The sequence below is a fragment of the Streptomyces sp. NPDC096012 genome, from assembly GCF_040426375.1.
GTDB lineage: Bacteria > Actinomycetota > Actinomycetes > Streptomycetales > Streptomycetaceae > Streptomyces.
This window is the reverse complement of sequence record NZ_JBEOTD010000038.1, coordinates 60,257-84,446: the sequence shown is the minus strand read 5'-3', so window position 1 is coordinate 84,446 and position 24,190 is coordinate 60,257. Positions and strand designations below refer to the sequence as shown.

Genomic DNA, 24,190 nt, shown 5'->3' with positions numbered 1-24,190 from the left:
GGTGCGGGCCCCGGCCGACTACCGGTGCCGCGTCGGCCCGCGGGCCGGTCTGACGCGCCGGACCGGCCCGGCGGCGGACGCGTCACCCGCCCGCGATCCGGCGTCGGTCGGACGCCGACGCAAGAGCCGGCCGGACGCCGACGCCGGGCAGGAGGCAGTCAGGCGCCGACGCCCTGCAGGAGTTGGTCAGGCGCCGATGGCGTGCAAGAGCCGGCCGGACGCCGACGCCGGGCAGGAGCCGGTCAGGCGCCGACGCCGTACAGGAGTCGGTCAGGCGCCGATGGCGTGCAGGCCGCCGTCGACGTGGATGATCTCGCCCGTGGTCTTGGGGAACCAGTCGCTCAGCAGGGCGACGACGCCCTTGCCGGCCGGCTCCGGGTCCTTCAGGTCCCACTCCAGCGGGGACCGGCTGTCCCAGACGGAGGCCAGGTCACCGAAGCCGGGGATGGACTTGGCGGCCATGGACCCGATCGGGCCGGCCGAGATCAGGTTGCAGCGGATGTTCTGCTTGCCCAGGTCGCGCGCCATGTAGCGGCTGGTGGCCTCCAGGGCCGCCTTGGCCGGGCCCATCCAGTCGTACTGCGGCCAGGCGTACTGGGCGTCGAAGGTGAGGCCGACGACCGAGCCGCCGTTCTGCATCAGCGGCAGGCAGGCCATGGTCAGCGACTTCAGGGAGAACGCCGAGACGTGCATGGCGGTGGAGACCGACTCGAACGGCGTGTTGAGGAAGTTGCCGCCGAGCGCGTCCTGCGGGGCGAAGCCGATGGAGTGGACGATGCCGTCGAGGCCGCCCAGCTCCTCGCCGACGACGTCGGCCAGACGCGCGAGGTGCTCCCCGTTCGTCACGTCCAGCTCGATGACCTTGGTCGGCTTCGGCAGCTTCTTGGCGATGCGCTCGGTCAGCGTGGGCCGCGGGAACGCGGTCAGGATGATCTCGGCGCCCTGCTCCTGGGCGAGCTTGGCGACGTGGAAGGCGATGGAGGACTCCATCAGCACGCCCGTGATCAGGATGCGCTTGCCCTCGAGGATTCCGCTCATGGTGTTCAGTGACCCATTCCCAGTCCGCCGTCAACGGGAATGACGGCTCCAGTGATGTACGAGGCGTCGTCCGAGGCGAGGAACCGCACCGTCGCGGCGATCTCCTCCGGCTGCGCGTAACGGCCGAGCGGCACCTGGGAGACGATGCTCTCGCGCTGCTCGTCCGTGAGCGCCTTGGTCATGTCGGTGTCGACGAAGCCGGGCGCGACGACGTTGAAGGTGAGGTTGCGCGAGCCCAGCTCACGGGCGAGGGAGCGCGCGAAGCCGACCAGGGCGGCCTTGGAGGCGGCGTAGTTCGCCTGACCCGCCGAGCCGAGCAGGCCGACCACGGAGGAGATGAGGACGACGCGGCCCTTCTTGGCGCGCAGCATGCCGCGGTTGGCGCGCTTGACGACACGGAAGGTGCCGGTGAGGTTGGTGTCGATGACCGAGGTGAAGTCCTCCTCGGACATGCGCATCAGCAGCTGGTCCTTGGTGACGCCGGCGTTGGCGACCAGGACCTCGACGGGACCGTGCTGCTCCTCGATCTCCTTGTAGGCCTGCTCCACCTGCTCCGAGTCGGTGATGTCGCACTTGACGGCGAGGAAACCGGCCGGCGGCTCACCCGAGCGGTACGTGATCGCGACCTTGTCACCGGCGTCGGCGAACGCGCGGGCGATGGCGAGGCCGATGCCCCGGTTTCCTCCGGTGACGAGAACCGAGCGGCTCAACGGATCACCCTTTCGATAGCGGTCTGATGCGGTCGGACAATCCGCCCGGGCACCTGGATGACAGGCGGCTTCATCGAAAACCTATCGGTAGCGCCCCTGCCGTGGGCAATCGGGCACCGACAGTGGCGCGGGGGTGTCACTGTCGGGTCCCTACAGATCGGGTCCGCTCCGGGACCGAAAGGGTGTGGTCCGCGGGACCGCTCGCGCGACATGATCGGAGGCCACAGGCCACGACAGCAGGGAGACCTCGGTGCCTCATTCCATCGACGAAGCCTTCACGGCGCTTCCCCTACGGGCCCTCGCCGACGCCGCGCTCGCCCGCGCGCGTGCGCTGGGGGCCGAGCACGCGGACTTCCGGTTCGAGCGGGTGCGCAGCGCGTCCTGGCGGCTCAGGGACGCGAGGCCCGCGGGATCGTCGGACACCACCGACCTGGGGTACGCGGTCCGGGTCGTGCACGGCGGTACGTGGGGCTTCGCCTCCGGAGTGGACCTCACCATGGACGCCGCCGCGCGGGTCGCCGCCCAGGCGGTGGCCATGGCCAAGCTCTCCGCGCAGGTGATCAGTGCGGCGGGGTCGAAGGAGCGGGTGGAGCTGGCCGCCGAGCCCGTGCACGCCGAGAAGACGTGGGTCTCGGCGTACGAGATCGACCCGTTCACGGTGCCCGACGAGGAGAAGGCCGCGCTGCTGGCGGAGTGGAGCGCGCGGCTGCTGGCCGCGAACGGCGTGAACCACGTGGACGCCTCGCTGCTGACCGTGCACGAGAACAAGTTCTACGCGGACACGGCCGGCACCGTGACGACCCAGCAGCGGGTGCGGCTGCATCCGCAGCTGACGGCGGTGTCCGTGGACGAGTCCAGCGGGGAGTTCGACTCGATGCGGACCCTCGCGCCGCCGGCCGGACGCGGCTGGGAGTACCTGACCGGGACGGGCTGGGACTGGGACGCCGAGCTGGAGCGGATGCCGGAGCTGCTCGCCGAGAAGATGCGGGCGCCGAGCGTGGAGCCGGGCCTGTACGACCTGGTGGTCGATCCGTCCAATCTGTGGCTGACCATCCACGAGTCGGTCGGGCACGCCACCGAGCTGGACCGCGCCCTCGGCTACGAGGCCGCCTACGCCGGCACCTCCTTCGCCACCTTCGACCAGCTGGGCAAGCTCCGGTACGGCTCCGAGCTGATGAACGTCACCGGTGACCGCACCGCCGAGCACGGCCTCGCGACCATCGGGTACGACGACGAGGGCGTCGAGGCGCAGTCCTGGGACCTGGTGAGGGACGGCACGCTGGTGGGCTACCAGCTGGACCGGCGGATCGCCCGGCTGACCGGGTCCGAGCGGTCCAACGGGTGCGCGTACGCCGACTCCCCGGCCCATGTGCCGGTGCAGCGCATGGCCAACGTCTCGCTGCGGCCGGACCCGGCCGGGCTGTCCACCGAGGGCCTGATCGGGGGGGTCGACCGGGGCATCTACGTCGTCGGCGACCGGTCCTGGTCGATCGACATGCAGCGCTACAACTTCCAGTTCACCGGGCAGCGGTTCTTCAAGATCGAGAACGGGCGGATCACGGGACAGCTGAAGGACGTGGCCTACCAGGCGACGACGACCGACTTCTGGGGGTCCATGGCGGCCGTCGGCGGCCCGCAGACCTACGTCCTCGGGGGCGCCTTCAACTGCGGCAAGGCCCAGCCTGGGCAGGTCGCCGCCGTCTCGCACGGCTGCCCCTCGGCCCTCTTCAAGAGCGTCAACATTCTGAACACCACGCAGGAGGCCGGTCGATGAGCGTCCGCACCAACAAGCCGCACGAGGTCGTCGAGCAGGCCCTCGCGCTGTCCCGGGCCGACGGCTGTGTCGTCATCGCGGACGAGCACTCCACCGCCAACCTGCGCTGGGCCGGCAACGCGCTCACCACGAACGGTGTGACGCGCGGCCGTACGCTCACCGTGATCGCGACCGTGGACGGCAGGGAGGGCACCGCCTCCGGTGTCGTGTCCAGGTCGGCCGTCACAGCGGACGAACTGGAACCCCTGGTCCGTGCCGCCGAGGCGGCGGCGCGCGGGGCCGGGCCGGCCGAGGACGCCCAGCCGCTGGTCCGCGGCGTGCCCGAGTCGCCGGACTTCACGGACGCGCCCGTCGAGACCTCCTCCGCGGTGTTCGCCGACTTCGCCCCGGCGCTCGGCGAGGCCTTCGCACGCGCGCGTGCGGGCGGCCGGGAGCTGTACGGCTTCGCCAACCACGAGCTGGTGTCGACGTACGTGGGTACCTCCACCGGGCTGCGCCTGCGCCACGACCAGCCCACGGGGACGCTGGAGCTGAACGCCAAGTCGCCGGACCGCGCGCGCTCGGCGTGGGCCGGCCGGTCCACCCGGGACTTCAAGGACGTCGACCCCGCGGCGCTCGACGCCGAACTGGCCGTACGGCTCGGCTGGGCCGAGCGGCGCGTGGAGCTGCCCGCCGGCCGGTACGAGACGCTGCTGCCGCCGACCGCGGTCGCGGACCTGCTGATCTACCAGCTGTGGTCGGCGTCCGGCCGGGACGCGGCCGAGGGCCGGACGGTGTTCTCCAGGCCGGGTGGCGGCACGCGGGTCGGCGAGAAGCTCTCCGAGCTGCCGCTCACCCTGCGCAGCGACCCGGACGAGCCCGGCCTCGAGTGCCCGCCCTTCGTGGTCGCCCACTCCTCGGGCGGCGACCAGTCGGTGTTCGACAACGGGCTGCCGGCGCACGCCACCGAGTGGATCGGCGAGGGCGTGCTCAGGAACCTGACGACCACCCGGCACAGCGCGGCCCTGACCGGGCTGCCGGTCGCCCCGGCACCCGGCAACCTGATCCTGGACGGCGGGACCGACCGCTCCCTGGAGGAGATGGTCGCGGACACCGGGTACGGGCTGCTGCTGACCTGCCTGTGGTACATCCGCGAGGTCGACCCGGCGACGCTGCTGCTGACGGGTCTGACCCGGGACGGCGTCTACCTCGTGGAGAACGGCGAGGTGACCGGCCAGGTGAACAACTTCCGGTTCAACGAGTCGCCGGTGGACCTGCTGGGCCGGGCCGTGGAAGCGGGGCGCACGGAGAAGACGCGGGAGTGGAGCGACTGGTTCACCCGGGCCGCGATGCCGGCGCTGCGGATCCCCGATTTCAACATGAGCTCTGTCAGCCAGGGCGTATAACCTCGTAGTCGGCTGTCACCCGACCGCCCCAGGATCCCCGAGGAGACACGAGAACCGTGACGGACATCGTCGACGAGCTGAAGTGGCGTGGGCTGTTCGCCCTGTCCACCGACGAGGACGCCTTGCGCAAGGCGCTCGCGGACGGTCCCGTCACGTTCTATTGCGGTTTCGACCCGACGGCGCCGTCCCTGCACGTGGGGCATCTGGTGCAGGTGCTCACCGTGCGCCGGCTCCAGCAGGCCGGGCACCGGCCGCTGGCTCTGGTGGGCGGCGCCACGGGCCTGATCGGCGACCCGCGCCCGACCGCGGAGCGCACGCTGAACGACCCGGAGACGGTGGCCGGCTGGGTCGGCAGGCTGCGCGGCCAGATCGAGCCGTTCCTGTCCTTCGAGGGCGAGAACGCGGCCGTCATGGTCAACAACCTCGACTGGACCGCGAACCTGTCCGCGATCGAGTTCCTGCGGGACATCGGCAAGCACTTCCGGGTCAACAAGATGCTGACGAAGGACTCCGTGGCCCGCCGCCTGGAGTCCGACCAGGGCATCAGCTACACCGAGTTCAGCTACCAGCTGCTGCAGGGCATGGACTTCCTGCAGCTGTACCGGCGCTACGGCTGCACGCTCCAGCAGGGCGGCAGCGACCAGTGGGGCAACCTGACGGCCGGTCTCGACCTGATCCACCGGCTGGAGCCGGGCGCCGACGTGCACGCCCTGGCCACTCCGCTGATGACGAAGGCCGACGGCACCAAGTTCGGCAAGACCGAGGGCGGCGCGGTCTGGCTCGACCCGGAGATGACGACGCCGTACGCGTTCTACCAGTTCTGGCTGAACGTGGACGACCGCGACATCGCCAAGTACATGCGCATCCTGTCCTTCCGGTCCCGTGAGGAGCTGGAGGAGCTGGAGCGGCAGACCGAGGAGCGGCCGCAGGCCCGCGCGGCGCAGCGCGCGCTCGCCGAGGAGCTGACGACGCTGGTGCACGGCGCCGACCAGACGGCCGCGGTGATCGCCGCGTCCAGGGCGCTGTTCGGTCAGGGCGAGCTGGCGGAGCTGGACGGCGCGACGCTGGCGGCGGCGCTGTCCGAGGTGCCGCACGTCCGGGTCACCGAGCTGGGTCCGGTGGTGGACCTGTTCGCCGAGGTCGGGCTGGTCGCCAGCAAGTCCGCCGCGCGGCGGACGGTGAAGGAGGGCGGGGCCTACGTGAACAACACGAAGGTCGCCTCCGAGGACGCCGTCCCGGCCAGGGAGGACCTGCTGGACGGGCGCTGGCTGGTGCTGCGCCGCGGGAAGAAGAACCTCGCCGCGGTGGAGGTCGTCGCCGGGTGACGCGGTGAGGGGCGCGCTCCGGCGCGGACGGCGGTGCTTCGGCGCGGCCCGCGCGGCCGCGCCCCTTCCGGGCCCTGTCCTCAGCGTGGTCCCCGGTTCACGCCCGCTGGTGCTTCCTCTTGCCCAGTGTCGCCATGTAGAGGGCGTCCACGGCGGCGACGATGATGATCGCCGCCACGAGCTGGAAGATGTGCCGGCTCCAGTCGATGCCCCGGGTCGCCTCGACGCCGACGGCGCGGGCGATGGCGTTGCCCACGATGGCGCCGAGGATGCCGCAGATGGTGGTCAGCCACAGGGGACTGTGCTGCTTGCCCGGGATGATCGCCTTGGCGATCAGACCCAGCACGAATCCCACGATGATCGCCCACAACCAGCCCATGGCTGCCTCCTCGTACGGCTCGACGTGAGCAGTACGGTCAGTCTGGGTCGGCCCGCCGTGCGGCGCACGTCGGGTTCCCCCGTACGTGCGGGGCGGGCGGCGCCGGCCCGGGCGGAGGGCGCCCCGGTCTCGTGGGCGGCGGCGACCCGGCGTACCGTGGAATGTGTCCTGGCCCGGTCTCCCCGCCGGGAACGGACGACGGTACGGGGCGGGGAGAGTCCGATGCGGGCGGATGGTGGAACGTGACGCGGAGACAGCACGGCGGAGGCGTCCAGGTGTTCCGGATCACCGGCGCCCGTACGGGACTCGCCGAGGACGTTCGGGGCCGGCAGCGGCGGTACGTCATCTCGATGGCGATCCGCACCCTGTCCGTCATCCTGGCGGTCACGCTGTGGAACGTCGAACGGTACGTCGCGATCGTGGCCCTGGTGGCGGGTGCGCTGCTGCCGTACATCGCCGTGGTGATCGCGAACGCGGGCCGGGAACGGCCGCCGTCCCTGCCCTCGACGTTCGTCACCGCGCCGATGCGCCCGGCGATCGCGCCGCCGCGGCCCCAGGACGAACCGGCGGATCCCGCGGCGGAGGACGTGCGGGCCGAACCGGCGGCCGGGGTGCCGGGTGAGCCGTCGGCCCCGGCGTGACCATGGCGCGCCGGCAGGACCGTGGCGCGCGGGCGTGACCGTGACGGCCGCGCACGACTGCGGCGGGCGTGCCGGAAGCGGAACGATGCCACGCAAGCTCAAGAAAAGCTCAGATCAATCCTGCAGTTCCGGTGCCGGGCGGCGGGTGACCCGTGACATACTGCGTACGCGCTCCGCATCCCCCGTCGGAGCGACGGACCGACGCCGGGCAGCTCCCCCCGTGGCTGCTCGGCGTCGCCTTTTCCGGGCCGTTCTCGTGCGCCGAACACGAGACGAATATGCGAGTGACGAGAACCTGTGAGTGACGAGACGCCGATCTGCTCCGCCAAGGGCTGCCACGCCCCCGCCCTGTGGGTGCTGGCGTGGAACAACCCGAAGATCCACACGCCGGAGCGGCGCAAGACCTGGCTCGCGTGCGAGGAGCACCGCGAGCATCTGTCGCAGTTCCTCGGGGTGCGCGGCTTCCTGAAGGACGTCGTGGAATTCGCGGACTGGCAGGCGCCGGAGGCGTCCTAGCCGCCGATCGCCGACATGGGCCGGTCGGGCTGCACGAACGACGGGTCGTCCAGGCCCGCGCCCGCCTTCTTGCCCCACATCGCCAGCCGCCAGATCCGGGCGATCTCCTCGTCGGGGGCGCCGGAGCGCAGGGCGGCGCGGAGGTCGGTCTCCTCGGTGGCGAACAGGCAGGTCCGTATCTGGCCGTCGGCGGTCAGGCGGGTGCGGTCGCAGGCCGCGCAGAACGGGCGGGTGACCGAGGCGATCACGCCGACCCGGTGCGGGCCGCCGTCGACCAGCCAGCGCTCCGCCGGGGCCGAGCCGCGCTCGTCCGCGCCCTCGTCGGTGAGGTCGAAGCGGGTGCGCAGGGAGGCGAGGATGTCCCCGGCGGTGACCATGCCCTCGCGCTTCCAGCCGTGCTGGGCGTCCAGCGGCATCTGCTCGATGAACCGCAGTTCGTAGTCGTGCTCGACGGCCCAGGCCAGCAGGTCGGAGGCCTCGTCGTCGTTCAGGCCCGGCATCAGGACCGAGTTGACCTTGACCGGGGTGAGGCCCGCCTCGCGGGCGGCCTCGAGGCCTTCGAGGACGTCCTTGTGGCGGTCGCGGCGGGTGAGGGTCTTGAAGACGTCGGGGCGGAGGGTGTCGAGGGAGACGTTCACCCGGTCCAGGCCCGCCGCCTTCAGGGCGGCCGCGGTGCGCTTCAGGCCGATGCCGTTCGTCGTGAGGGACATCTGGGGGCGGGGGGCGAGCGCCGCCACGCGCTCGACGATGCCGACCAGGCCGGGGCGCAGCAGCGGCTCACCGCCGGTGAAGCGGACCTCCTCGATGCCGAGCGTGCGGACCGCGATGTCGATCAGGCGCACGATCTCGTCGTCGGTGAGCAGGTCGGGCTTGGCCAGCCACTGCAGTCCCTCCTCGGGCATGCAGTAGGTGCAGCGCAGATTGCACCTGTCGGTCAGCGAGACCCTCAGGTCGGTGGCCACTCGGCCGTACGTGTCGATGAGCACGTGGGCCCCCTCCCTCTGCCGGTCACTCGTCCCGGTCACCTTGAGTCGTCGGTGAGTCGTCCGTCACCTGTGAGCCTACGTGACGCCACTGACGCCGACAGCGGCCCGATCCCACGAGGTGGGGCGGGGCCGCGTCGTAGGACCGTACAGTCCCGCACGACGCGGCCGCCCGTACGAACACTCAGTGCGCTCCCGTGCCGGTCAGGGACCGCACCTCCAGTTCGGCGTACTTGCCGGCGTCCGGGACCTCCTTCGACAGCAGGGTGCCCAGTACGCCGAGGAGGAAGCCGACCGGGATGGAGATGATCCCGGGGTTCTCCAGCGGGAACCAGTGGAAGTCGACGTCGGGGAACATCGAGGTCGGCTTGCCGGAGACCACCGGTGAGAACAGGACCAGGCCGACCGCGGTGACCAGGCCGCCGTAGATCGACCACAGGGCGCCCGAGGTGGTGAAGCGCTTCCAGAACAGGCTGTAGAGGATGGTCGGCAGGTTGGCCGAGGCCGCGACCGCGAAGGCGAGGGCCACGAGGCCGGCCACGTTCAGGTCGCGGGCGAGGGCGCCGAGGACGATCGAGACGGCGCCGATGCCGACGGTGGCCCAGCGGGCCGCGCCGAGTTCCTGTTTCTCGGTGGCCCCGCCCCTCTTGATGACGTTCGCGTAGATGTCGTGCGCGAAGGAGGAGGACGAGGCCAGGGTCAGGCCGGCGACGACCGCGAGGATGGTCGCGAAGGCGACGGCCGAGATGGTGGCGAGCAGGACGGCGCCCCAGTTGGAGTCCACTCCCCCGAGATGGAGCGCGAGGAGCGGGGCGGCGGTGTTGCCCGCCTTGTTGGAGGCGATGATCTCGTCCGGTTTGATCAGTGCCGCGGCGCCGAACCCGAGGGCGAGGGTCATCAGGTAGAAAGCGCCGATCAGGCCGATCGCCCAGATCACGGACTTCCGGGCGGCCTTGGCGGTGGGCACCGTGTAGAAGCGGATCAGGATGTGCGGCAGGCCCGCGGTGCCGAGGACCAGGGCGATGCCGAGCGAGATGAAGTCCAGCTTGGTGGTGCCCGTGGCGCCGTACTTCAGGCCGGGTTCGAGGAACGCCGAGCCCTTGCCGCTGTTCTCGGCGGCCTTGCCGAGCAGGTCCGAGACGTTGAAGTGGAACTTGAGCAGGACCAGGAAGGTCAGCAGCAGGGCGCCGACGATCAGCAGCACCGCCTTGACCATCTGGACCCAGGTGGTGCCCTTCATGCCGCCGATGGTGACGTACACGATCATCAGGACGCCGACCAGGGCGACGATGCCGATCTTGCCGCCGTCGCTGGTGATGCCCAGCAGGAGGGAGACGAGGACGCCGGCGCCCGCCATCTGGGCCAGCAGGTAGAAGATCGAGACGACGATCGTGGAGGTGCCGGCGGCCGTGCGGACGGGCCGCTGGCGCATCCGGTAGGCCAGCACGTCGCCCATCGTGTAGCGGCCGGAGTTGCGCAGGGGTTCGGCGACCAGGAGCAGGGCGACGAGCCAGGCGACGAGGAAGCCGATGGAGTACAGGAAGCCGTCGTAGCCGAAGAGGGCGATGGCGCCGGCGATGCCGAGGAAGGACGCGGCGGACATGTAGTCGCCGGAGACGGCGAGGCCGTTCTGGAATCCGGTGAACTGCCGTCCGCCGGCGTAGAAGTCGGCCGCGTCCTTGGTCTGGCGGCCCGCCCAGACGGTGATGACGAGGGTCGCCGCGACGAACACCGCGAAGAGCGTGATGATCAGCGTCCGGTGCTGGCTCGCCTCGCCGGCGGCCAGCAGCGTGTGCGGTACGGGGCTCATGCTCGGCCCTCCGTCCGGGACTTGATGGCCTCGGCCTTGGGGTCGAGCTTGGCGGCGGCGTGCCGCGCGTACCACCAGGCGATGAGGAAGGTGGTGAGGAACTGTGCGAGGCCCAGGACGAGGGCCACGTTGACGTTGCCCACCACCTTGGTGCCCATGAAGCCGCCCGCGTAGTTGGACAGCAGGACGTACAGCAGGTACCAGGCGATGAAGGCGACGGTCAGCGGGAAGGCGAAGGAGCGGTAGGAGTGGCGCAGTTCTCCGAACTCCGCGCTCTGCTGCACTTCTACGAACTCCTCGGTGGAGGGAAGCGGGGCCCCCGGTGTGGCGGGGGGCGGTGTCTCGGTGGCCACGGAGTCTCCTCGGGTGACGGACGTACGCGTTCTCTGACCTCACTGGACTGCACGGAGTCACGTTACTGGCAGTCATGAATCGACTCCGTGCCGTGATTCCGGGGGGCCACGATCCTGCTGGGCCCCCTGTTCACGGTCACGGCGCCACGCGTGGGGCGGTTCAAGTCCGAGGGGCTCTTTCGGAGACAGGACGCGGAAGATAGCTTCGCCCTGCACCACTCGCCATGTACCTGCCCGGGCACCACCTGTGTCTCGGGCGGTTCCGTATCCAGGACGATGTGGAGATCCCATGGTTCATCTGCGCTCCAGACGCTGGCTCGCGCTCGCCGTGCCGGTCGCTCTGTCACTGACCGCCTCGCTCGGGTTCCTGCCGTCGGCGGCCTCCGCCGCGCCCACCGGGAGCACGGCGGTCCGGGCGGCCGACGGGCCGAACCTCGCGTACGTGGTCAACACCCGCACGGACCACCGCACGATCGAGTCCGTGCGGGGGGAGATCACTCGTCACGGCGGTACGGTCGTGGCGGCCTACGACCGGATCGGTGTGATCGTGGTCCACTCCGCGAACCCGGACTTCGCCTCACGGATCCGTGCGGTGCGCGGGGTCAGTTCGGCCGGTGCCACCCGCACGGCGCCGCTGAGCGCCGCGGGGACCACGGACGAGGGCGCGGTGCAGGTCCTGTCCAAGGCGGAGGCCGCGCGGCTCGCCCGGGGCGCGGCGGCGGGCGAGGAGCCGCTGGAGGCGGACCAGTGGGATCTGCGGGCGATCGGCGCCGACCGGGCCGCGCGGATCGATCCGGGCAGCAGGAGTGTGACCGTCGGGGTGATCGACACGGGCGTCGACGACACCCATCCGGACATAGCGCCGAACTTCTCCGCCGCCCAGTCGGCGAACTGCGTCAGCGGCAAGGCGGACACCACGTACGGCGCGTGGCGGCCGGCGGACGCCGATCACTACCACGGCACCCATGTGGCCGGTGAGATAGCCGCGGCGCGCAACGGCGTCGGGGTGGCGGGGGTCGCCCCCGGCGTGAAGGTCGCGAGCATCACGGTGGCCCAGCCGGACGCGACCTCGCTGTTCTACCCGGAAAGCGTGGTCTGCGCCTTCGTCTTCGCGGCCGACCACGGCATCGAGGTCACCAACAACAGCTACTACGTTGATCCTTGGCTGTACAACTGCATGGATGACCCCGATCAACGTGCCATCGTCGACGCGGTCAACAGGGCCCAGCTGTACGCCCAGCGCAAGGGCACGCTCAATGTGGCCTCCGCGGGCAACTCCAACGACGACCTGGACTCGCACGCGCTGGTGGACGACTCCAGCCCCGACGACTCCACGCCGGGCACCCGGACGGTCGACCCGCACGAGTGCTACGACGTCCCGACCCAGCTGCCCGGTGTGGTGACCGTGAGCGCGGTGGGCGTCAAGGGCGCCAAGTCCTACTACTCCAGCTACGGCGAGGGAGTCGTCGACGTGGCGGGGCCGGGCGGTGACAAGTACCAGATCCCGGACACCCCTTCGAAGAACGGCCGCATCCTGTCCACGCTGCCGAACGACCGGTACGGCTTCCTGCAGGGCACCTCGATGGCCTCTCCGCACGTGGCCGCGGTGGCCGCGCTGCTGAAGTCGTCCCACCCGCACGCCACTCCGGCTCTGCTGCGGGCCCTGCTGAAGGCCCAGGCGGACAACCCGGGCTGCCCGGCCGCCCCGTACGACGGGGACGGCGACGGGATCGTGGACGCGACCTGCGCCGGTGACGAGCACGTCAACGGTTTCTACGGCTATGGCGTCGTCAACGCCCTGCGCGCCGTCAGGTAGCCGTCGCGGCGGGGGTGTTCCCCGAGGACTTTCCGCACGGCACGCTCGTACCGAGAACGAACTGGAGAGAATCGACCCATGACAGCGCCCAAGTCGCGGTACCGTCGCGCACTCGCCGTCCCGGCCGGGATGGCCCTGGCGACGGCACTCGCGGTCCTGCCGAACGTCACCGCCTCCGCCGCGGACGACGCGCCCTCGGCCACCGCCGACGGACCCGCCCTCAGCTACGTCGTCAACGTCCGCCCGGGGCACGGCGTCCCGGCGCACGTGCTGCAGGCGATCACCCGGGCCGGCGGGTCGGTGGTGATCGCGTACGACCGGATCGGCGTGATCGTCGTCCACTCGGCCGATCCCGGCTTCGCCGCGCGGATGCGGACCGTACGCGGAGTGGACTCCGCCGGGGCCACCCGCAACGCGCCCCTGCCCGCCCAGTCCACCACCGACGTGGGCACGCCGAAGGTGCTGGGCACCGAGGAGGTCGCCGGCGTCCGGGCCGCCGACGGTCAGGACCCGCTGGAGCCGCTCCAGTGGGACCTGCCGGCCATCAAGGCGGACAAGGCGCACGAGAAGACCCTGGGCAGCCGGCGGGTCACGGTCGCCGTGATCGACACCGGTGTCGACGACACCCACCCGGACATCGCGCCCAACTTCGACCGGCAGGCCTCCGCCAACTGCGTGTCCGGCAAGCCGGACACGACGGACGGCGCCTGGCGGCCGAGCGCGTCGGAGAGCCCGCACGGCACGCACGTGGCGGGGGAGATCGCCGCCGCGAAGAACGGCGTGGGCGTCACGGGTGTGGCGCCGGGCGTCAAGGTGGCGGGCATCAAGGTCGCCAACCCGAACGGGTACTTCTACACCGAGGCCGTGGTCTGCGGCTTCGTGTGGGCCGCCGAGCACCACGTCGACGTGACCAACAACAGCTACTACACCGACCCGTGGTACTTCAACTGCGCCTCCGACCCCGACCAGAAGGCGCTCGTGGACGCCGTCACCCGGGCCTCGCTGTATGCGGAACGCAAGGGCACGGTCAACGTCGCGGCGGCGGGCAACGAGAACTACGACCTCGCCTCCCACTCGATCACCGACCCGGTCTCGCCGAACGACGGCACCCCGTCGGACCGGGTGATCGACCCGCACGAGTGCTACGACATACCGACCCAGCTGCCCGGCGTCGTGACGGTGTCAGCGACCGGCGCCAAGGGCCTGAAGTCGTCCTTCTCCAACTACGGTCTCGGCGTGGTCGACATCGCCGCGCCCGGCGGTGACTCGACGGCCTACCAGGCGCCGCAGTCCCCGGCCACCAGCGGCCTCATCCTGGGCCCGCTGCCCGGCGGCAAGTGGGGTTACATGGCCGGTACCTCGATGGCGACCCCGCACGTGGCCGGCGTGGCCGCATTGATCAAGTCAACGCATCCGCACGCCCCCGCGGCCCTGGTGAAGGCCCTGCTGTACGCGGAGGCCGACGCCACGCCGTGCACCGACCCCTATGACATCAACAGCGACGGCAAGGTCGACGCCGTGTGCGAGGGGACGCGGAACCGCAACGGTTTCTACGGCTGGGGCACGGCGGACGCGCTGGCGGCGGTGACCGAGTAGGTCCCTGCCCGCCGGAGCCGGACGTCCCCGCCCGGCCGGACACCCCCGCCGGGCGGGTCGTCCATGGCCGGGCAGAGACACATATTGATTCAGTCAATACTGCATAGTGCAGTCATGACTGACATCAAGTACGCGTGGTCCGCGCTGGGCGGCGACCCCGCCCGTCTGGCGCGGCTGACCACGGTGGAGCGGGAGGGCGCGCTCGAGGCGCGCCTTCCCGTTCCGCAGCTGGCCCGGGCGTGCGTCGGCGTGTGTGCGCTGGCGGCCGCGGAACTGGCGGCCCGCCGGGCGGGGCTCGCCGCGGTGCCCGGCGTCGAGATCGACGACGGAGCGGTCGCGACCGCCTTCCACAGCGAGCGTCTCCTCCGGATCGACGGAAGGGCCCCGGTCGCCTTCGCACCGCTGTCGCGGTTCTGGCGGACGGCCGACGGCTGGGTGCGCACGCACGCCAACTACCCCCACCACCGGTCGCGGCTGCTGGGCGCGCTGGGGCTGCCCGCGGACCCCGCGGTACGGGACGTGGCCGCCCGGTTCGCCGAACTCCCCGCCCTGGCGGCGGAGGAGGCCGTCCACCGCGCCGGCGGCCTCGCCGTGGCCCTGCGCACCCCCCAGGAGTGGCGGGCGCACGAGCAGGGCGCCGAGGTGGCAGCCCGGCCGCTGGTCGAGCGGGAGCGCCCGGAGACGTCCCGCCCGCGCGAGCTCCCGCCGCCGGCGCCCGCCACCACTCCCCTGCTGCCCGCCGCCGGACTGCGCGTCCTCGACCTGACCCGGGTGCTGGCCGGCCCGGTCGCCACGCGCACGCTCGCCGTGCTCGGCGCGGACGTCCTGCGCGTGGACGCCCCGTGGCTGCCCGAGCTGCCGGACCTGCACGCCGACACGGGCTTCGGCAAGCGGTCGGCGACCCTCGACCTGGGCAGTGGCCGGGACCGCTTCGAGGAGTTGCTCGGCTCGGCGGACGTCGTGGTCACCGGCTACCGGCCGGGCGCCCTCGACCGCTTCGGACTCGCCCCGGAGGCGCTGATCGCGCGGCGGCCCGGCCTGGTCGTGGCGCAGGTCTCGGCCTGGGGCGCGTACGGGCCCTGGGCCGGGCGGCGCGGGTTCGACAGCCTGGTGCAGGCCGCCACCGGCATCTCGGTGACCGAGGGCTCGGCCGGGGAGCCGGGTGCGCTGCCCGCACAGGCCCTGGACCACGGCACCGGCTATCTGCTGGCCGCGGCCGTGCTGCGGGCGCTGACCGAGCGGTCGTACGACGGACACGGCCGGTGCGTGCGGCTGGCGCTCGCCCGGACCGCGCACTGGCTGACGGACGGGATACGGCCGGCGCCGGCCCCGGGGGCGCCGTACGAGGGCCCGCACGCCCGGCCGGCCGGGGCGAGCGGCCCCCTCGGCCCGCCGGCGCGGGTCGCGGGGACGCCGTACGAGGGTCCGGACGCCTGGCTGGCCGAGACGGACGGCCCGCTCGGCCGGCTGCGGCACGCCCTGTCGCCGGTGTCCTTCGCGGGCGGTCCCGCGGGCCGGACGAGGCCACCGGTGCCCTGGGGCTCGGACACGGCCCGTTGGGGCGCCGGCGAGGAGGCGGGACCGGTCAGAGATCGTTGGTGACGAGCACCTTGAGGGCCGTGCGCCGGTCCATCGCCTTGTAGCCGTCCGGGACGCCCTCGATGCCGACGGTCAGGTCGAAGACCGGCGAGGGGTCGATGGTGCCGGCCAGGACGTCGGGCAGCAGGTCGGGGATGTAGGCGCGGACCGGTGCGACACCGCCGCGCAGGGCGATGTTCCGGTCGAACATGACGCCGAGGTCCAGGCCGGTGCCGCTGCCGTGGGGCACGCCGACGAAGCCGATCGCCCCGCCGGCACGGGTGATGTCGACGGCCGTCCGCATGGACTGCTCGGTGCCGACCGCCTCGACCACGGCGTGCGCGCCCTGGCCGCGGGTGAGTTCACGGACGGCCTCGACGGCCGCTTCGCCGCGCTCGGCGACCACGTCGGTGGCGCCGAAGCGGCGGGCTATGTCGGTGCGGGCCTCGTGCCGGCCCAGCGCGATGATCCGCTCGGCGCCCAGCCGCCTGGCGGCCAGCACCGCGCACAGGCCGACGGCGCCGTCACCGACCACGGCGACGGTGGCACCGGGGCGGGCGCCCGCGCCGAGGGCGGCGTGGTGGCCGGTGCCGAGGACGTCGGACAGGGTGAGCAGAGCGGACAGCAGGTGCTCGTCGGAGGCCGCGTCCTTGGGCAGCTGGACGAGGGTGCCGTCGGCGAACGGCACGCGTACGGCCTCGCCCTGGCCGCCGTCGTAGCCCACCGAACCCCAGAATCCGCCGTGCTCACAGGACGTCGTCAGGCCCTCGCGGCAGTAGTCGCAGACGCCGTCGGACCACATGAAGGGGGCAACCACCAGGTCGCCGCGCCGGACGGTGGACACCTCGGAGCCGGTCCCCTCGACGATGCCGAGGAACTCGTGGCCGATGCGCTGTCCCGGCTGCCGGGCCGCCTCGCCCCGGTACGCCCACAGGTCGCTGCCGCAGATGCAGGCGCGCAGCACCCGCACCACGGCATCGGTGGGCAGCTGCACCACGGGCTCGGGGACGTCCTCCACGCGCATGTCGAACGGGGCGTGGATGGTGGTGGCGCGCATGGCGAGGGTCCTTCTCGTGCGGGGTCGCGTGGTGCGCTCGAAGGGGTGGTCGAGCACACTTCACCGTACGCGGTGGCCCGGGCTTGCGACGCCCAGGGTGACCGGCGCCGGTCACCCGCCCGCCGCCTCCCGGGCGGGCTGCCCGCCGTGCGGCCGACCCCCGCCGCCGACGCACCGCCCACCACGTTGCCCCGGTCACACGCCCACCGCCCCCAGCAGACTGCCCGCCGCGTAGGTGATCCCCATCGCCAGCGCCCCGCCCGCGACGTTGCGCAGGACGGCTCTCCGCGGGTGCGCCGCGCCGAGGCGGGCGCTGGTCCAGCCGGTCAGGACGAGGGCGGCCAGGACGGAGCAGACGGTGACCGCGAGCCGCCAGCCGGCCGGTGGCAGGACGATGGCCAGCAGGGGCAGCAGCGCGCCCACGGTGAACGCCAGGAAGCTCGCCCAGGCCGCGTGCCAGGGGTTGGCCAGCTCGTCCGGGTCGATCCCCAGCTCCACGCGGGCGTGGGCGCGCAGCGCGTCCCGCGCGGTGAGCTGCTCGGCGGCCTCGCGGGCCACCTCGCGGGACAGGCCCCGCTCCCGGAGCAGCTCGGTCAGCTCCTCCAGCTCCAGGTCCGGTTGCTCCGTCAGCTCCCGTCTCTCCGTGGCCAGCGCGGCCATCTCCGAGTCGCGCTGGGTGGAGACGGAGACGTACTCGCCGGCCGCCATGGACATCGACCCGGCGAGCAGGCCGGCCAGACCGGCGGTGAGCAGAGCGGCCCGGCTCCCGGTCGCGCCGGCCACGCCGACGACGAGTCCCGCGGTCGAGACGATGCCGTCGTTCGCGCCCAGCACGGCGGCCCGCAGCCAGTTCAGCCGCGAGCCGAGCACGCCCCCGTGGGCCTCGTCGTGGATGGGTTCCGTCACAGCAGGGAGGATCGCACTCACCGGGCCACCGCACCGGCAGCGACGCCCCCGCGGTGAGCAGCGGGCCGCTCCGGCCGGCCGGTGGCTCCTGCGGCGGTTCCGTGAGCCGCTCCTGACGGAGCGACACCCGCACATTGCCGTCACCGCAACCCTCGATCGGGGCAACGACGCCCCGGGCGACGGGCCCTGGTGCCCGAGACCGTTGTTCCCGCCCGCCCGCCCGCTCCACGACGTCCGCGCACCTGCGGCAGAACGGTGGCACACGTGTACGGCGGCCGAGCGGCCGGACGGTTCCGGTGCCCCGGGGCCGCCCCTGAGGGACCGCGGTGTCAGTCGTGGCCCGTATCCTCATTGACCATGCTCGAAGACCGTGCGACCGCAGTGTCCTCCCCCACCCAGTGGCCGGCCGCGTATCCCCAGGGATACGCGGTCGTTGACGTGGAGACCACCGGCCTTGCCCGGGACGACCGGATCATCTCGGCCGCCGTCTACCGCCTGGACGCGCGCGGCGAGGTGGAGGACCACTGGTACACCCTGGTCAATCCGGAGCGCGATCCGGGCCCCGTGTGGATACACGGCCTGACGAGCGACGTGCTCGAAGGGGCACCGCTGTTCGCGGACGTCGCCGCGGAGTTCGCCGCCCGCCTGGACGGCCGGGTGCTCGTCGCGCACAACGCCGTCTTCGACTGGCAGATGATCGCGCGCGAGTACGCGCGCGTGAGCGGCAAGGCCCCGGTGCGCCAGCGGTTGTGCACCATCGCGCTGTCGAAGGAGCTGGGGCTGCCGCTGCCCAACTTCAGACTGGAGTCGCTGGCGGCGCACTTCGGGGTCGTGCAGCAGCGGGCGCACCACGCGCTGGACGACGCGCGCGTGCTGGCGGAAGCGTTCCGGCCCAGTCTGCTCGCGGCGGCGGCAGGCGGCGTACGGCTGCCCCTGCTGGAGTGCCGGCCGCTGACGGAGTGGTCGGACCGGCCGGTGCCGCGGCAGTCGTCCGGCGGTTACGGCGCCTACCGGCCCGGGACCTGGCGTCCGTCCCGCAAGCGCCCCGCCTGCCCCCACCCCAACCCCGGCCGGTACGAAGAGGGCGGACGGCTCAAACAGGGCATGCGGGTGGCCTTCTCCGGCGACACGTCCACGGAGCGGGACCTGCTCGAGGACCGGGCGACCGAGGCCGGGCTGCACGTGGCCTCCGGCATCTCCCGGCTGACCAGCCTGCTGGTGACCAACGACCCGGACTCGGGCACGTCCAAGACGGTCAAGGCGCGGCAGTTCGGCACGCCGATCGTGGACGAGGCGGCCTTCGGGCAGTTGCTCCGGGACGTGGAGCCCGCCGGGGAGTGACCGCGCGGGCGACCGGATCCCCGACCGGCAGGTAATCGGACGAACGGGTGGTTGACATGCGACTCACCCGGTGGCCACTCGCCCCTCGCCTCGGCGAGGACCCACTCTGTGGCGCATGGCGACATGCGAAGTTTGCGGCAATGACTACGGAATGACCTTCGAGGTCCACGCGCAGGGCGCGGTGCACGTGTTCGACTGCTTCTCCTGCGCGATCCATCGCATGGCCCCCATCTGCGAGCACTGCCGGGTGCAGATCATCGGGCAGGGCGTCGAGGTGGACGGCCACTGGTACTGCGGCGCCCACTGCGCCCGGGCGGAGGGACGGACGGGCGTGGTGGACCGGGTGTGACCCGGTACCCGCGTCATCGCACCCCACGCTCCGGAGGTAACGTCGTGGGGTGCACCGCTACCGCTTCCTGTCGTCCCGCCAGTGGGTGATCCTGACGCTCGTCGCGATCGCGCTGATCCCGACGATGATCAGGCTGGGCTTCTGGCAGCAGCACCGGTACCAGGAGCGCACGGCCCGCAACAACCTGGTCTCCGCCGCCCTGCACGCCAAGCCGGTCCCGGTCGAGGAGCTGACTTCTCCCGGGCACACGGTGAGCAGGACCGAGAAGTACCGCACCGTCACCGCGACCGGCACCTTCGACACCGCCAAGGAGGTCGTCGTCCGGCGCCGGACCAGCTCCGACGGCGAGGTCGGCTTCCACGTCCTCACCCCGTTCGTCCTCACGGACGGCCACGTCCTCCTCGTCAACCGCGGCTGGATCCCCGCGACCGGCGTGCAGACCGCCTTCCCCCGGATCCCCGCCCCGCCGGCCGGCCGGACCACCATCACCGGACGGCTGAAGGCCGACGAGACGACGGCCGCGAGCGGCATCAAGACGGTCAAGGGCCTCCCGGACCGGCAGATCATGCTGATCAACAGCGCGGCAGAGACGCCGCGGCTCGGCGCGAAGGTGCTCGGCGGCTATGTCGAGCAGACGGCGCCCGCGCCCAAGGGCGGCTCCCCGGAGCAGATCTCCGACCCGGGCAGCGAGGACGCCCCGCTGAACTACGCGTACATGATCCAGTGGTGGCTGTTCGCCGCGGCGGTTCCGGTCGGCTGGTGGTGCCTGGTCCGGCGCGAGATCCGCGACCGTGCGGAGGCCACGGCGCAGGAGCAGCCGGAAAAGGGCGAACCGGTCACCGTGTGACCCGCCCGGGAACGGGCCGAGCGAGACCGTGTGACCCGCCCGGGAACCGGCCAAGCGCCACCCTGTGACCCGCCCGGAAACGGGCCAGGGGCCACCGTCTGACCCCGCCCGGGAACCGGCCAAGCGCCACCCTGTGACCCGCCCGGAAACGGGCCAGGGGCCACCGTCTGACCCCGCCCGGGAAAGGGTCGACCGGCCGGGCGAAGGAGGGCCGGCAGCTGTTCGACCGGCTGGTGGGTCCGTGCAAACGACGTGGGCCTGCCGGCCGAGCGGTACGACCCCGTCGAACGGCTGTCAGCTCGGCACCTCCCCGCAGGCGTTCGGCCGCATCGGCCTGGTCGGCACCGCTCTCACACTGTTCGGGGCGGACGAGGCAGGATAGGGCCATGGATCTTGGACTGAAGGACCGGGTGTACGTCGTCACCGGAGCCAGCCGCGGGCTGGGCAACGCGGCCGCGCGGGCGCTCGTCGAGGACGGGGCGAAGGTGGTCATCACCGGGCGGGACGAGCAGCGGGTCGCCGACGCCGCCGCCGAACTGGGCCCCGACGCGGTGGGCATGGCCGTGGACAACGCCGACGCGCAGGCGCCCGAGCGGCTGATCGCGGCCGCCCGCGAGCACTTCGGCGGCTTCGACGGTGTGCTGGTGAGCGTGGGCGGGCCGGTGCCCGGCTTCGTCGCCGACAACACCGACGAGCAGTGGCGGGACGCCTTCGAGACGGTGTTCCTCGGCGCGGTGCGGATGGCTCGCGCGGCGGCGGCCGAGCTGGACGAGGGCGGTGTCATCGGCTTCGTGCTGTCGGGATCGGTGCACGAGCCGATCCCGGGGCTGACCATCTCCAACGGGCTGCGGCCCGGACTCGCCGGGTTCGCCAAGTCCCTGGCGGACGAGCTGGGGCCGCGCGGGATCCGGGTGCTGGGGCTGCTGCCGGCGCGTATCGACACCGATCGCGTGCGCGAGCTGGACAGGCTGTCCGCGGACCCGGAGGCGACCAGGGCCGCCAACGAGTCCCGGATCCCGCTGCGGCGGTACGGAAGGCCCGAGGAGTTCGGGAAGGTGGCCGCCTTCCTGCTGTCTCCGGCGGCCTCCTATCTGACCGGGATCATGGTGCCGGTCGACGGCGGTATGCGGCGCGGGTTCTGAGGCCGGCCTTCCCGGCGACGGTCGAGTGACTCTCTCCGACCGTCAAGTCACCCTTCCGGCACGGTGCCTGGCGGTGCCCAGTCGTACCTCCGCCGGGAGGGACGCCAGCCCGGCGGACCGGCGTGCGTGGGCCAGGGCCCGGGCCGTGAAGTCGTGCAGGGCCGTCGCCGGGGCCACGCCCGCCTCCAGTCGCAGCCCGGCCGCCGCCGTCGGCGCGGTGCGCCGGCCGCGCAGATGGATCCGGGCATGGGCCACGCCGGGCTGCCGGGCCGCGTCCTGCGTCAGCGCCGACTGCAGGGCCCGGCCGCGCAGCCGGGCCCCCTCGCCGTCGCCGGTCCCGACCAGGATCTCGGCCGGGCGGCGCGGGCGCAGGACCGAGACGAACCAGGCCAGGGCGAGCAGCACGAGGATCGCCAGGGCGGCGATGACCGCCGGCCACCACCAGCCGGCGCTCCGCCAGCGCGTGCGCTCGGCCCTGCTGAGCAGGACGTCGTGCGCGCCGGAGTGGATCCACCAGTGTGGCGGCGGTGCGCCCAGGCCGACGGCCAGCACCGATCCGCCGAGCGCCAGCAGCAACAGTCCGGCCAGGCCGGTCAGTACACGGTTCACGCCGCCCTCGCGCATCCGCCTCAGTCCCTTCGTCCGGGCCGGCGGACGCGCACCCGCAGCGCGGGCGGGCGGGCCAGCCCGAGTCCCCGGACCGCGTCGGTGAGCACGGCGTCCAGATCGGCGTGTACGTCGTCGAGGTCGCGGAAGTGCGAGACGGCCCGGACGTCCGCCCTCCTGCGGCGCATCCGCACCCGCGCCGCCCGCACGCCGGAGACGTCCATCGCCCGGTCGCGCAGCAGCAGAGCGGCCGCGTCGCGCCGCAGCCCCGCGCGGACGTCCGGGTGCGGGCTCCGCATCGGCAACAGGGCACGCAGGCCGGGGGTGCCGGCGAGCACGAGCAGCCACAGGCCGAGCAGGGCGGTGACGCCCGCACCGGTCAGCACCCAGACGTCGTCCAGGGGGCGCTCGGCGAGCTGCCGGGCCAGGAACCGGCGCCACCGCATGGCGGGACGCCCGGCCCGTACGGCGGCGATGTCGTACAGGAGCAGGCCCGCACCGGCCGCCACGAGCAGGGCGACGACGCCCGCCGGGACCCGCCGCGCCGACCACAGACGGCGGCCGGGACCGGGAAGGGGCGGCGGGGCCTCACGGGCGCCGGGAACGGCCTCTCCTCGCACGGCGCCCTCGCTCGGCCGGGGCCCGCCCACGGCTTGCTCGTCCGGGGGCCCGCCCGTGGCGTCCTCGTTCGGCCGGGGGCCGCCCACGACGTCCTCGCTCGGCCGGGTCCCACTCACGCCGTCCTCGCTCAGGGGCCCGCCCGTGGCGTCCTCGTTCGGCCGGGTCCCGCTCACGGCGTCCCCGTTCGGCCGGGGGCCGCCCACGACGTCCTCGCTCGGCCGGGTCCCACTGACGCCGTCCTCGCTCGGGGGCCCGCCCACGGCGTCCTCGTTCGACCCGGGCCCGCTCACGGCGTCCTCCCGTGCGGGGCGCCGGGCACCGGGGCCAGGTGCAGCCGCTCCACCAGGACGGCGACCTCCGGCACGTCCATGCTCGTCAGCGCGCCCACCCGCTCGGTGATCCGGCGGCGTACGGCGGCGCAGCGGGCGCCGATGTCGCAGGGGTATCCGAGATCGACCTCGACGCGGACGCGGGCACTCTCCCGGTGGACGACGACCGTGGCGTGCGGGGGCGTCGCGCCGGGGGGCGTCGGGCCGAGCGCCTCGCGGGCGGCCTGAGCGGCGATCCTGGCCACGACCCGGTCGGCGATCCGGGTGGCGCCGCGTTCACCGGGCGGCACCAGGTCGAGGGGTCGGCGTGCCGTGCCGGTCTCCGTCCGCACGGCGGTCACCGGCGCCGGTCGCGCCGGTCGCCGCGGGTGCGGAAGAGGTCACCGAGGTCCAGGTCCCCCTCCGCGAACCGGCCGGCGACGAAGCCGACCGCGCCCAGGGCCGCCACCAGCAGGAAGGCGCCGAAACCACCGAAGTAGCCGGCGAACCCCAGCGCCATTCCGGCGATCATGCCGACCACGGCCATGCTCATGCAGCACTCCTCGGTTCGTCGGGCGGGCGGCGGCGGGTGCCGGGCCTCAGTGGATCCGCGGCTCCGGCTCCTCGTCCTCTTCCTCGGGCAGTTTTACGTCGCTGACCGCGATGTTGACCTCGACCACTTCGAGTCCGGTCATGCGTTCCACGGCGGCGATCACGTTCTCCCGTACGGCGCGGGCGACGTCGGCGATGGCGACGCCGTACTCCACGACGATCTCCAGGTCGAGCGCCGTCTGGACCTCGCCGACCTCGGCCCGCACACCCCGGGTCACCGATTTGCCGCCGCCGGGCACCCGGTCGCGTACGGCGCCGAAGGTGCGGGCGAGTCCGCTGCCCATCGCGTGCACGCCGACGACGTCCCGGGCGGCGAGCCCGGCGATCTTCTCCACGACGCCGTCGGCGATGGTGGTCCGGCCCCGGGACGCCGGATCGCCTCCGCCGCGCCGGGTGGCCCCGGGGGTCGACGGCAGCGGCTCGTGGCCGCCTTCGGGGGTCGTCGTCATGTCGGTCATCGCCGCACGTCCCTCTCGGTCGTCCTCCGGCCACCGTAC

The 24,190-nt window shown here is 72.8% G+C and carries 26 protein-coding genes; 13 read left to right on the top strand and 13 right to left on the bottom strand.

Annotated features, from left to right (window positions below; all coding sequences use genetic code 11):
- Window positions 1-270: 270 nt before the first annotated feature.
- On the bottom strand, window positions 271-1,038 hold the full coding sequence (gene fabI, locus ABVB68_RS29315; RefSeq protein ID WP_353604190.1) for an enoyl-ACP reductase FabI: 768 nt from the start codon (window positions 1,036-1,038) through the stop codon (window positions 271-273).
- Window positions 1,039-1,043: 5 nt separating this feature from the next.
- Window positions 1,044-1,748: a 3-oxoacyl-[acyl-carrier-protein] reductase gene (gene fabG, locus ABVB68_RS29310; protein WP_353604189.1), complete on the bottom strand. Its 705-nt coding sequence runs from the start codon at window positions 1,746-1,748 to the stop codon at window positions 1,044-1,046.
- 250 nt (window positions 1,749-1,998) lie between these two features.
- On the opposite strand from fabG, the gene ABVB68_RS29305 reads away from it, so the two are divergent.
- Genes ABVB68_RS29305 through tyrS form a run of 3 tightly spaced genes read left to right on the top strand, consistent with a single transcriptional unit; the run spans window position 1,999 to window position 6,232 of the window.
- Window positions 1,999-3,522: a TldD/PmbA family protein gene (locus ABVB68_RS29305; RefSeq protein WP_353604188.1), complete on the top strand. Its 1,524-nt coding sequence runs from the start codon at window positions 1,999-2,001 to the stop codon at window positions 3,520-3,522.
- On the top strand, window positions 3,519-4,907 hold the full coding sequence (locus ABVB68_RS29300) for a metallopeptidase TldD-related protein (protein ID WP_353604187.1): 1,389 nt from the start codon (window positions 3,519-3,521) through the stop codon (window positions 4,905-4,907). Before ABVB68_RS29305 ends, ABVB68_RS29300 begins: the two co-directional genes overlap by 4 nt.
- Before the next feature lie 56 nt (window positions 4,908-4,963).
- The gene (gene tyrS / locus ABVB68_RS29295) at window positions 4,964-6,232 is read left to right on the top strand and encodes a tyrosine--tRNA ligase (RefSeq protein ID WP_353604186.1); all 1,269 of its coding nucleotides are present in this window, start codon (window positions 4,964-4,966) and stop codon (window positions 6,230-6,232) included.
- Window positions 6,233-6,329: 97 nt separating this feature from the next.
- On the opposite strand, the gene ABVB68_RS29290 is transcribed toward tyrS, so the two are convergent.
- Window positions 6,330-6,611 carry a GlsB/YeaQ/YmgE family stress response membrane protein gene (locus ABVB68_RS29290; protein ID WP_353604185.1) on the bottom strand — a complete coding sequence of 94 codons (282 nt, stop codon included), beginning with the start codon at window positions 6,609-6,611 and terminating at the stop codon, window positions 6,330-6,332.
- A 161-nt stretch (window positions 6,612-6,772) separates the two neighbouring features.
- Here ABVB68_RS29290 and ABVB68_RS29285 point away from each other — a divergent pair, with 161 nt between their 5' ends.
- Together ABVB68_RS29285 and ABVB68_RS29280 are read left to right on the top strand one after the other, a co-directional pair.
- A complete protein-coding gene (locus ABVB68_RS29285; RefSeq protein ID WP_353604184.1) occupies window positions 6,773-7,252 on the top strand; it encodes a DUF3099 domain-containing protein in 480 nt (159 codons plus the stop codon).
- Between the two features lie 297 nt (window positions 7,253-7,549).
- Window positions 7,550-7,768 (top strand): hypothetical protein, encoded by a 219-nt coding sequence (locus ABVB68_RS29280; protein WP_353604183.1) that lies wholly within the window; start codon window positions 7,550-7,552, stop codon window positions 7,766-7,768.
- Here ABVB68_RS29280 and moaA read toward each other — a convergent pair.
- The 3 genes from moaA to ABVB68_RS29265 form a co-directional block, all read right to left on the bottom strand.
- The gene (gene moaA / locus ABVB68_RS29275; RefSeq protein ID WP_353604182.1) at window positions 7,765-8,754 is read right to left on the bottom strand and encodes a GTP 3',8-cyclase MoaA; all 990 of its coding nucleotides are present in this window, start codon (window positions 8,752-8,754) and stop codon (window positions 7,765-7,767) included. The two genes, ABVB68_RS29280 and moaA, sit on opposite strands and share 4 nt — an antisense overlap.
- 181 nt (window positions 8,755-8,935) lie before the next feature.
- Window positions 8,936-10,561, bottom strand: coding sequence for a monocarboxylic acid transporter (locus ABVB68_RS29270; RefSeq protein ID WP_353604181.1), 1,626 nt, complete (start codon window positions 10,559-10,561; stop codon window positions 8,936-8,938).
- Window positions 10,558-10,914, bottom strand: coding sequence for a DUF485 domain-containing protein (locus ABVB68_RS29265; protein ID WP_353604180.1), 357 nt, complete (start codon window positions 10,912-10,914; stop codon window positions 10,558-10,560). The genes ABVB68_RS29270 and ABVB68_RS29265 overlap by 4 nt, the downstream gene beginning before the upstream one ends.
- A 289-nt stretch (window positions 10,915-11,203) precedes the next feature.
- Here ABVB68_RS29265 and ABVB68_RS29260 point away from each other — a divergent pair, with 289 nt between their 5' ends.
- From ABVB68_RS29260 to ABVB68_RS29250, 3 genes are all read left to right on the top strand, one after another.
- Window positions 11,204-12,730 carry a S8 family peptidase gene (locus ABVB68_RS29260; protein WP_353604179.1) on the top strand — a complete coding sequence of 509 codons (1,527 nt, stop codon included), beginning with the start codon at window positions 11,204-11,206 and terminating at the stop codon, window positions 12,728-12,730.
- 78 nt (window positions 12,731-12,808) lie between these two features.
- Window positions 12,809-14,326 carry a S8 family serine peptidase gene (locus ABVB68_RS29255; RefSeq protein WP_353604178.1) on the top strand — a complete coding sequence of 506 codons (1,518 nt, stop codon included), beginning with the start codon at window positions 12,809-12,811 and terminating at the stop codon, window positions 14,324-14,326.
- 114 nt (window positions 14,327-14,440) lie between these two features.
- A complete protein-coding gene (locus tag ABVB68_RS29250) occupies window positions 14,441-15,928 on the top strand; it encodes a CoA transferase (protein ID WP_353604177.1) in 1,488 nt (495 codons plus the stop codon).
- Here the strand turns inward: ABVB68_RS29250 and ABVB68_RS29245 are convergent.
- Both ABVB68_RS29245 and ABVB68_RS29240 read right to left on the bottom strand, forming a co-directional pair.
- Window positions 15,912-16,961, bottom strand: coding sequence for a zinc-dependent alcohol dehydrogenase family protein (locus ABVB68_RS29245; protein ID WP_353604176.1), 1,050 nt, complete (start codon window positions 16,959-16,961; stop codon window positions 15,912-15,914). The genes ABVB68_RS29250 and ABVB68_RS29245 overlap by 17 nt on opposite strands.
- Before the next feature lie 195 nt (window positions 16,962-17,156).
- Window positions 17,157-17,867 (bottom strand): VIT1/CCC1 transporter family protein, encoded by a 711-nt coding sequence (locus ABVB68_RS29240; protein WP_353604175.1) that lies wholly within the window; start codon window positions 17,865-17,867, stop codon window positions 17,157-17,159.
- Window positions 17,868-18,224: 357 nt separating this feature from the next.
- On the opposite strand from ABVB68_RS29240, the gene ABVB68_RS29235 reads away from it, so the two are divergent.
- From ABVB68_RS29235 to ABVB68_RS29215, 5 genes are all read left to right on the top strand, one after another.
- Complete coding sequence (locus ABVB68_RS29235; protein ID WP_353604174.1) at window positions 18,225-19,208, top strand: DEDDh family exonuclease; 984 nt, start codon at window positions 18,225-18,227, stop codon at window positions 19,206-19,208.
- 115 nt (window positions 19,209-19,323) lie between these two features.
- Window positions 19,324-19,557, top strand: a complete 234-nt coding sequence (locus tag ABVB68_RS29230) for a metallothionein (protein ID WP_353604173.1) — start codon at window positions 19,324-19,326, stop codon at window positions 19,555-19,557.
- Between the two features lie 49 nt (window positions 19,558-19,606).
- Window positions 19,607-20,404, top strand: coding sequence for an SURF1 family cytochrome oxidase biogenesis protein (locus ABVB68_RS29225; RefSeq protein ID WP_353604172.1), 798 nt, complete (start codon window positions 19,607-19,609; stop codon window positions 20,402-20,404).
- 241 nt (window positions 20,405-20,645) lie between these two features.
- Window positions 20,646-20,786, top strand: a complete 141-nt coding sequence (locus ABVB68_RS29220; RefSeq protein ID WP_353604171.1) for a hypothetical protein — start codon at window positions 20,646-20,648, stop codon at window positions 20,784-20,786.
- A 4-nt stretch (window positions 20,787-20,790) separates the two neighbouring features.
- Window positions 20,791-21,546 carry an SDR family oxidoreductase gene (locus ABVB68_RS29215; RefSeq protein ID WP_353604170.1) on the top strand — a complete coding sequence of 252 codons (756 nt, stop codon included), beginning with the start codon at window positions 20,791-20,793 and terminating at the stop codon, window positions 21,544-21,546.
- A 42-nt stretch (window positions 21,547-21,588) separates the two neighbouring features.
- Here the strand turns inward: ABVB68_RS29215 and amaP are convergent, their stop codons facing one another.
- The 5 genes from amaP to ABVB68_RS29190 all read right to left on the bottom strand — a co-directional run bounded on the left by amaP (window position 21,589) and on the right by ABVB68_RS29190 (window position 24,151).
- Window positions 21,589-22,170: an alkaline shock response membrane anchor protein AmaP gene (amaP, locus tag ABVB68_RS29210; protein WP_353604169.1), complete on the bottom strand. Its 582-nt coding sequence runs from the start codon at window positions 22,168-22,170 to the stop codon at window positions 21,589-21,591.
- 5 nt (window positions 22,171-22,175) lie between these two features.
- Entirely contained in the window at window positions 22,176-22,859 is a 684-nt protein-coding gene (locus tag ABVB68_RS29205) for a DUF6286 domain-containing protein (protein ID WP_503006337.1), read from the bottom strand.
- Between the two features lie 200 nt (window positions 22,860-23,059).
- Entirely contained in the window at window positions 23,060-23,443 is a 384-nt protein-coding gene (locus tag ABVB68_RS29200; RefSeq protein ID WP_503006332.1) for an Asp23/Gls24 family envelope stress response protein, read from the bottom strand.
- Window positions 23,440-23,634 carry a hypothetical protein gene (locus ABVB68_RS29195; RefSeq protein WP_353604166.1) on the bottom strand — a complete coding sequence of 65 codons (195 nt, stop codon included), beginning with the start codon at window positions 23,632-23,634 and terminating at the stop codon, window positions 23,440-23,442. Before ABVB68_RS29195 ends, ABVB68_RS29200 begins: the two co-directional genes overlap by 4 nt.
- Before the next feature lie 46 nt (window positions 23,635-23,680).
- Window positions 23,681-24,151 carry an Asp23/Gls24 family envelope stress response protein gene (locus ABVB68_RS29190; RefSeq protein WP_353604165.1) on the bottom strand — a complete coding sequence of 157 codons (471 nt, stop codon included), beginning with the start codon at window positions 24,149-24,151 and terminating at the stop codon, window positions 23,681-23,683.
- Window positions 24,152-24,190: the final 39 nt, after the last annotated feature.

Bases quoted from the DNA above. Each gene is read 5' to 3' on its own strand.
- fabI (WP_353604190.1), bottom strand. From the start codon at position 1,038: ATGAGCGGAATCCTCGAGGGCAAGCGCATCCTGATCACGGGCGTGCTG.
- ABVB68_RS29300 (WP_353604187.1), top strand. From the start codon at position 3,519: ATGAGCGTCCGCACCAACAAGCCGCACGAGGTCGTCGAGCAGGCCCTC.
- ABVB68_RS29290 (WP_353604185.1), bottom strand. From the start codon at position 6,611: ATGGGCTGGTTGTGGGCGATCATCGTGGGATTCGTGCTGGGTCTGATC.
- ABVB68_RS29285 (WP_353604184.1), top strand. From the start codon at position 6,773: ATGTGTCCTGGCCCGGTCTCCCCGCCGGGAACGGACGACGGTACGGGG.
- ABVB68_RS29270 (WP_353604181.1), bottom strand. From the start codon at position 10,561: ATGAGCCCCGTACCGCACACGCTGCTGGCCGCCGGCGAGGCGAGCCAG.
- ABVB68_RS29260 (WP_353604179.1), top strand. From the start codon at position 11,204: ATGGTTCATCTGCGCTCCAGACGCTGGCTCGCGCTCGCCGTGCCGGTC.
- ABVB68_RS29255 (WP_353604178.1), top strand. From the start codon at position 12,809: ATGACAGCGCCCAAGTCGCGGTACCGTCGCGCACTCGCCGTCCCGGCC.
- ABVB68_RS29250 (WP_353604177.1), top strand. From the start codon at position 14,441: ATGACTGACATCAAGTACGCGTGGTCCGCGCTGGGCGGCGACCCCGCC.
- ABVB68_RS29245 (WP_353604176.1), bottom strand. From the start codon at position 16,961: ATGCGCGCCACCACCATCCACGCCCCGTTCGACATGCGCGTGGAGGAC.
- ABVB68_RS29235 (WP_353604174.1), top strand. From the start codon at position 18,225: ATGCTCGAAGACCGTGCGACCGCAGTGTCCTCCCCCACCCAGTGGCCG.
- ABVB68_RS29230 (WP_353604173.1), top strand. From the start codon at position 19,324: ATGGCGACATGCGAAGTTTGCGGCAATGACTACGGAATGACCTTCGAG.
- ABVB68_RS29215 (WP_353604170.1), top strand. From the start codon at position 20,791: ATGGATCTTGGACTGAAGGACCGGGTGTACGTCGTCACCGGAGCCAGC.
- amaP (WP_353604169.1), bottom strand. From the start codon at position 22,170: ATGCGCGAGGGCGGCGTGAACCGTGTACTGACCGGCCTGGCCGGACTG.
- ABVB68_RS29195 (WP_353604166.1), bottom strand. From the start codon at position 23,634: ATGAGCATGGCCGTGGTCGGCATGATCGCCGGAATGGCGCTGGGGTTC.
- ABVB68_RS29190 (WP_353604165.1), bottom strand. From the start codon at position 24,151: ATGACCGACATGACGACGACCCCCGAAGGCGGCCACGAGCCGCTGCCG.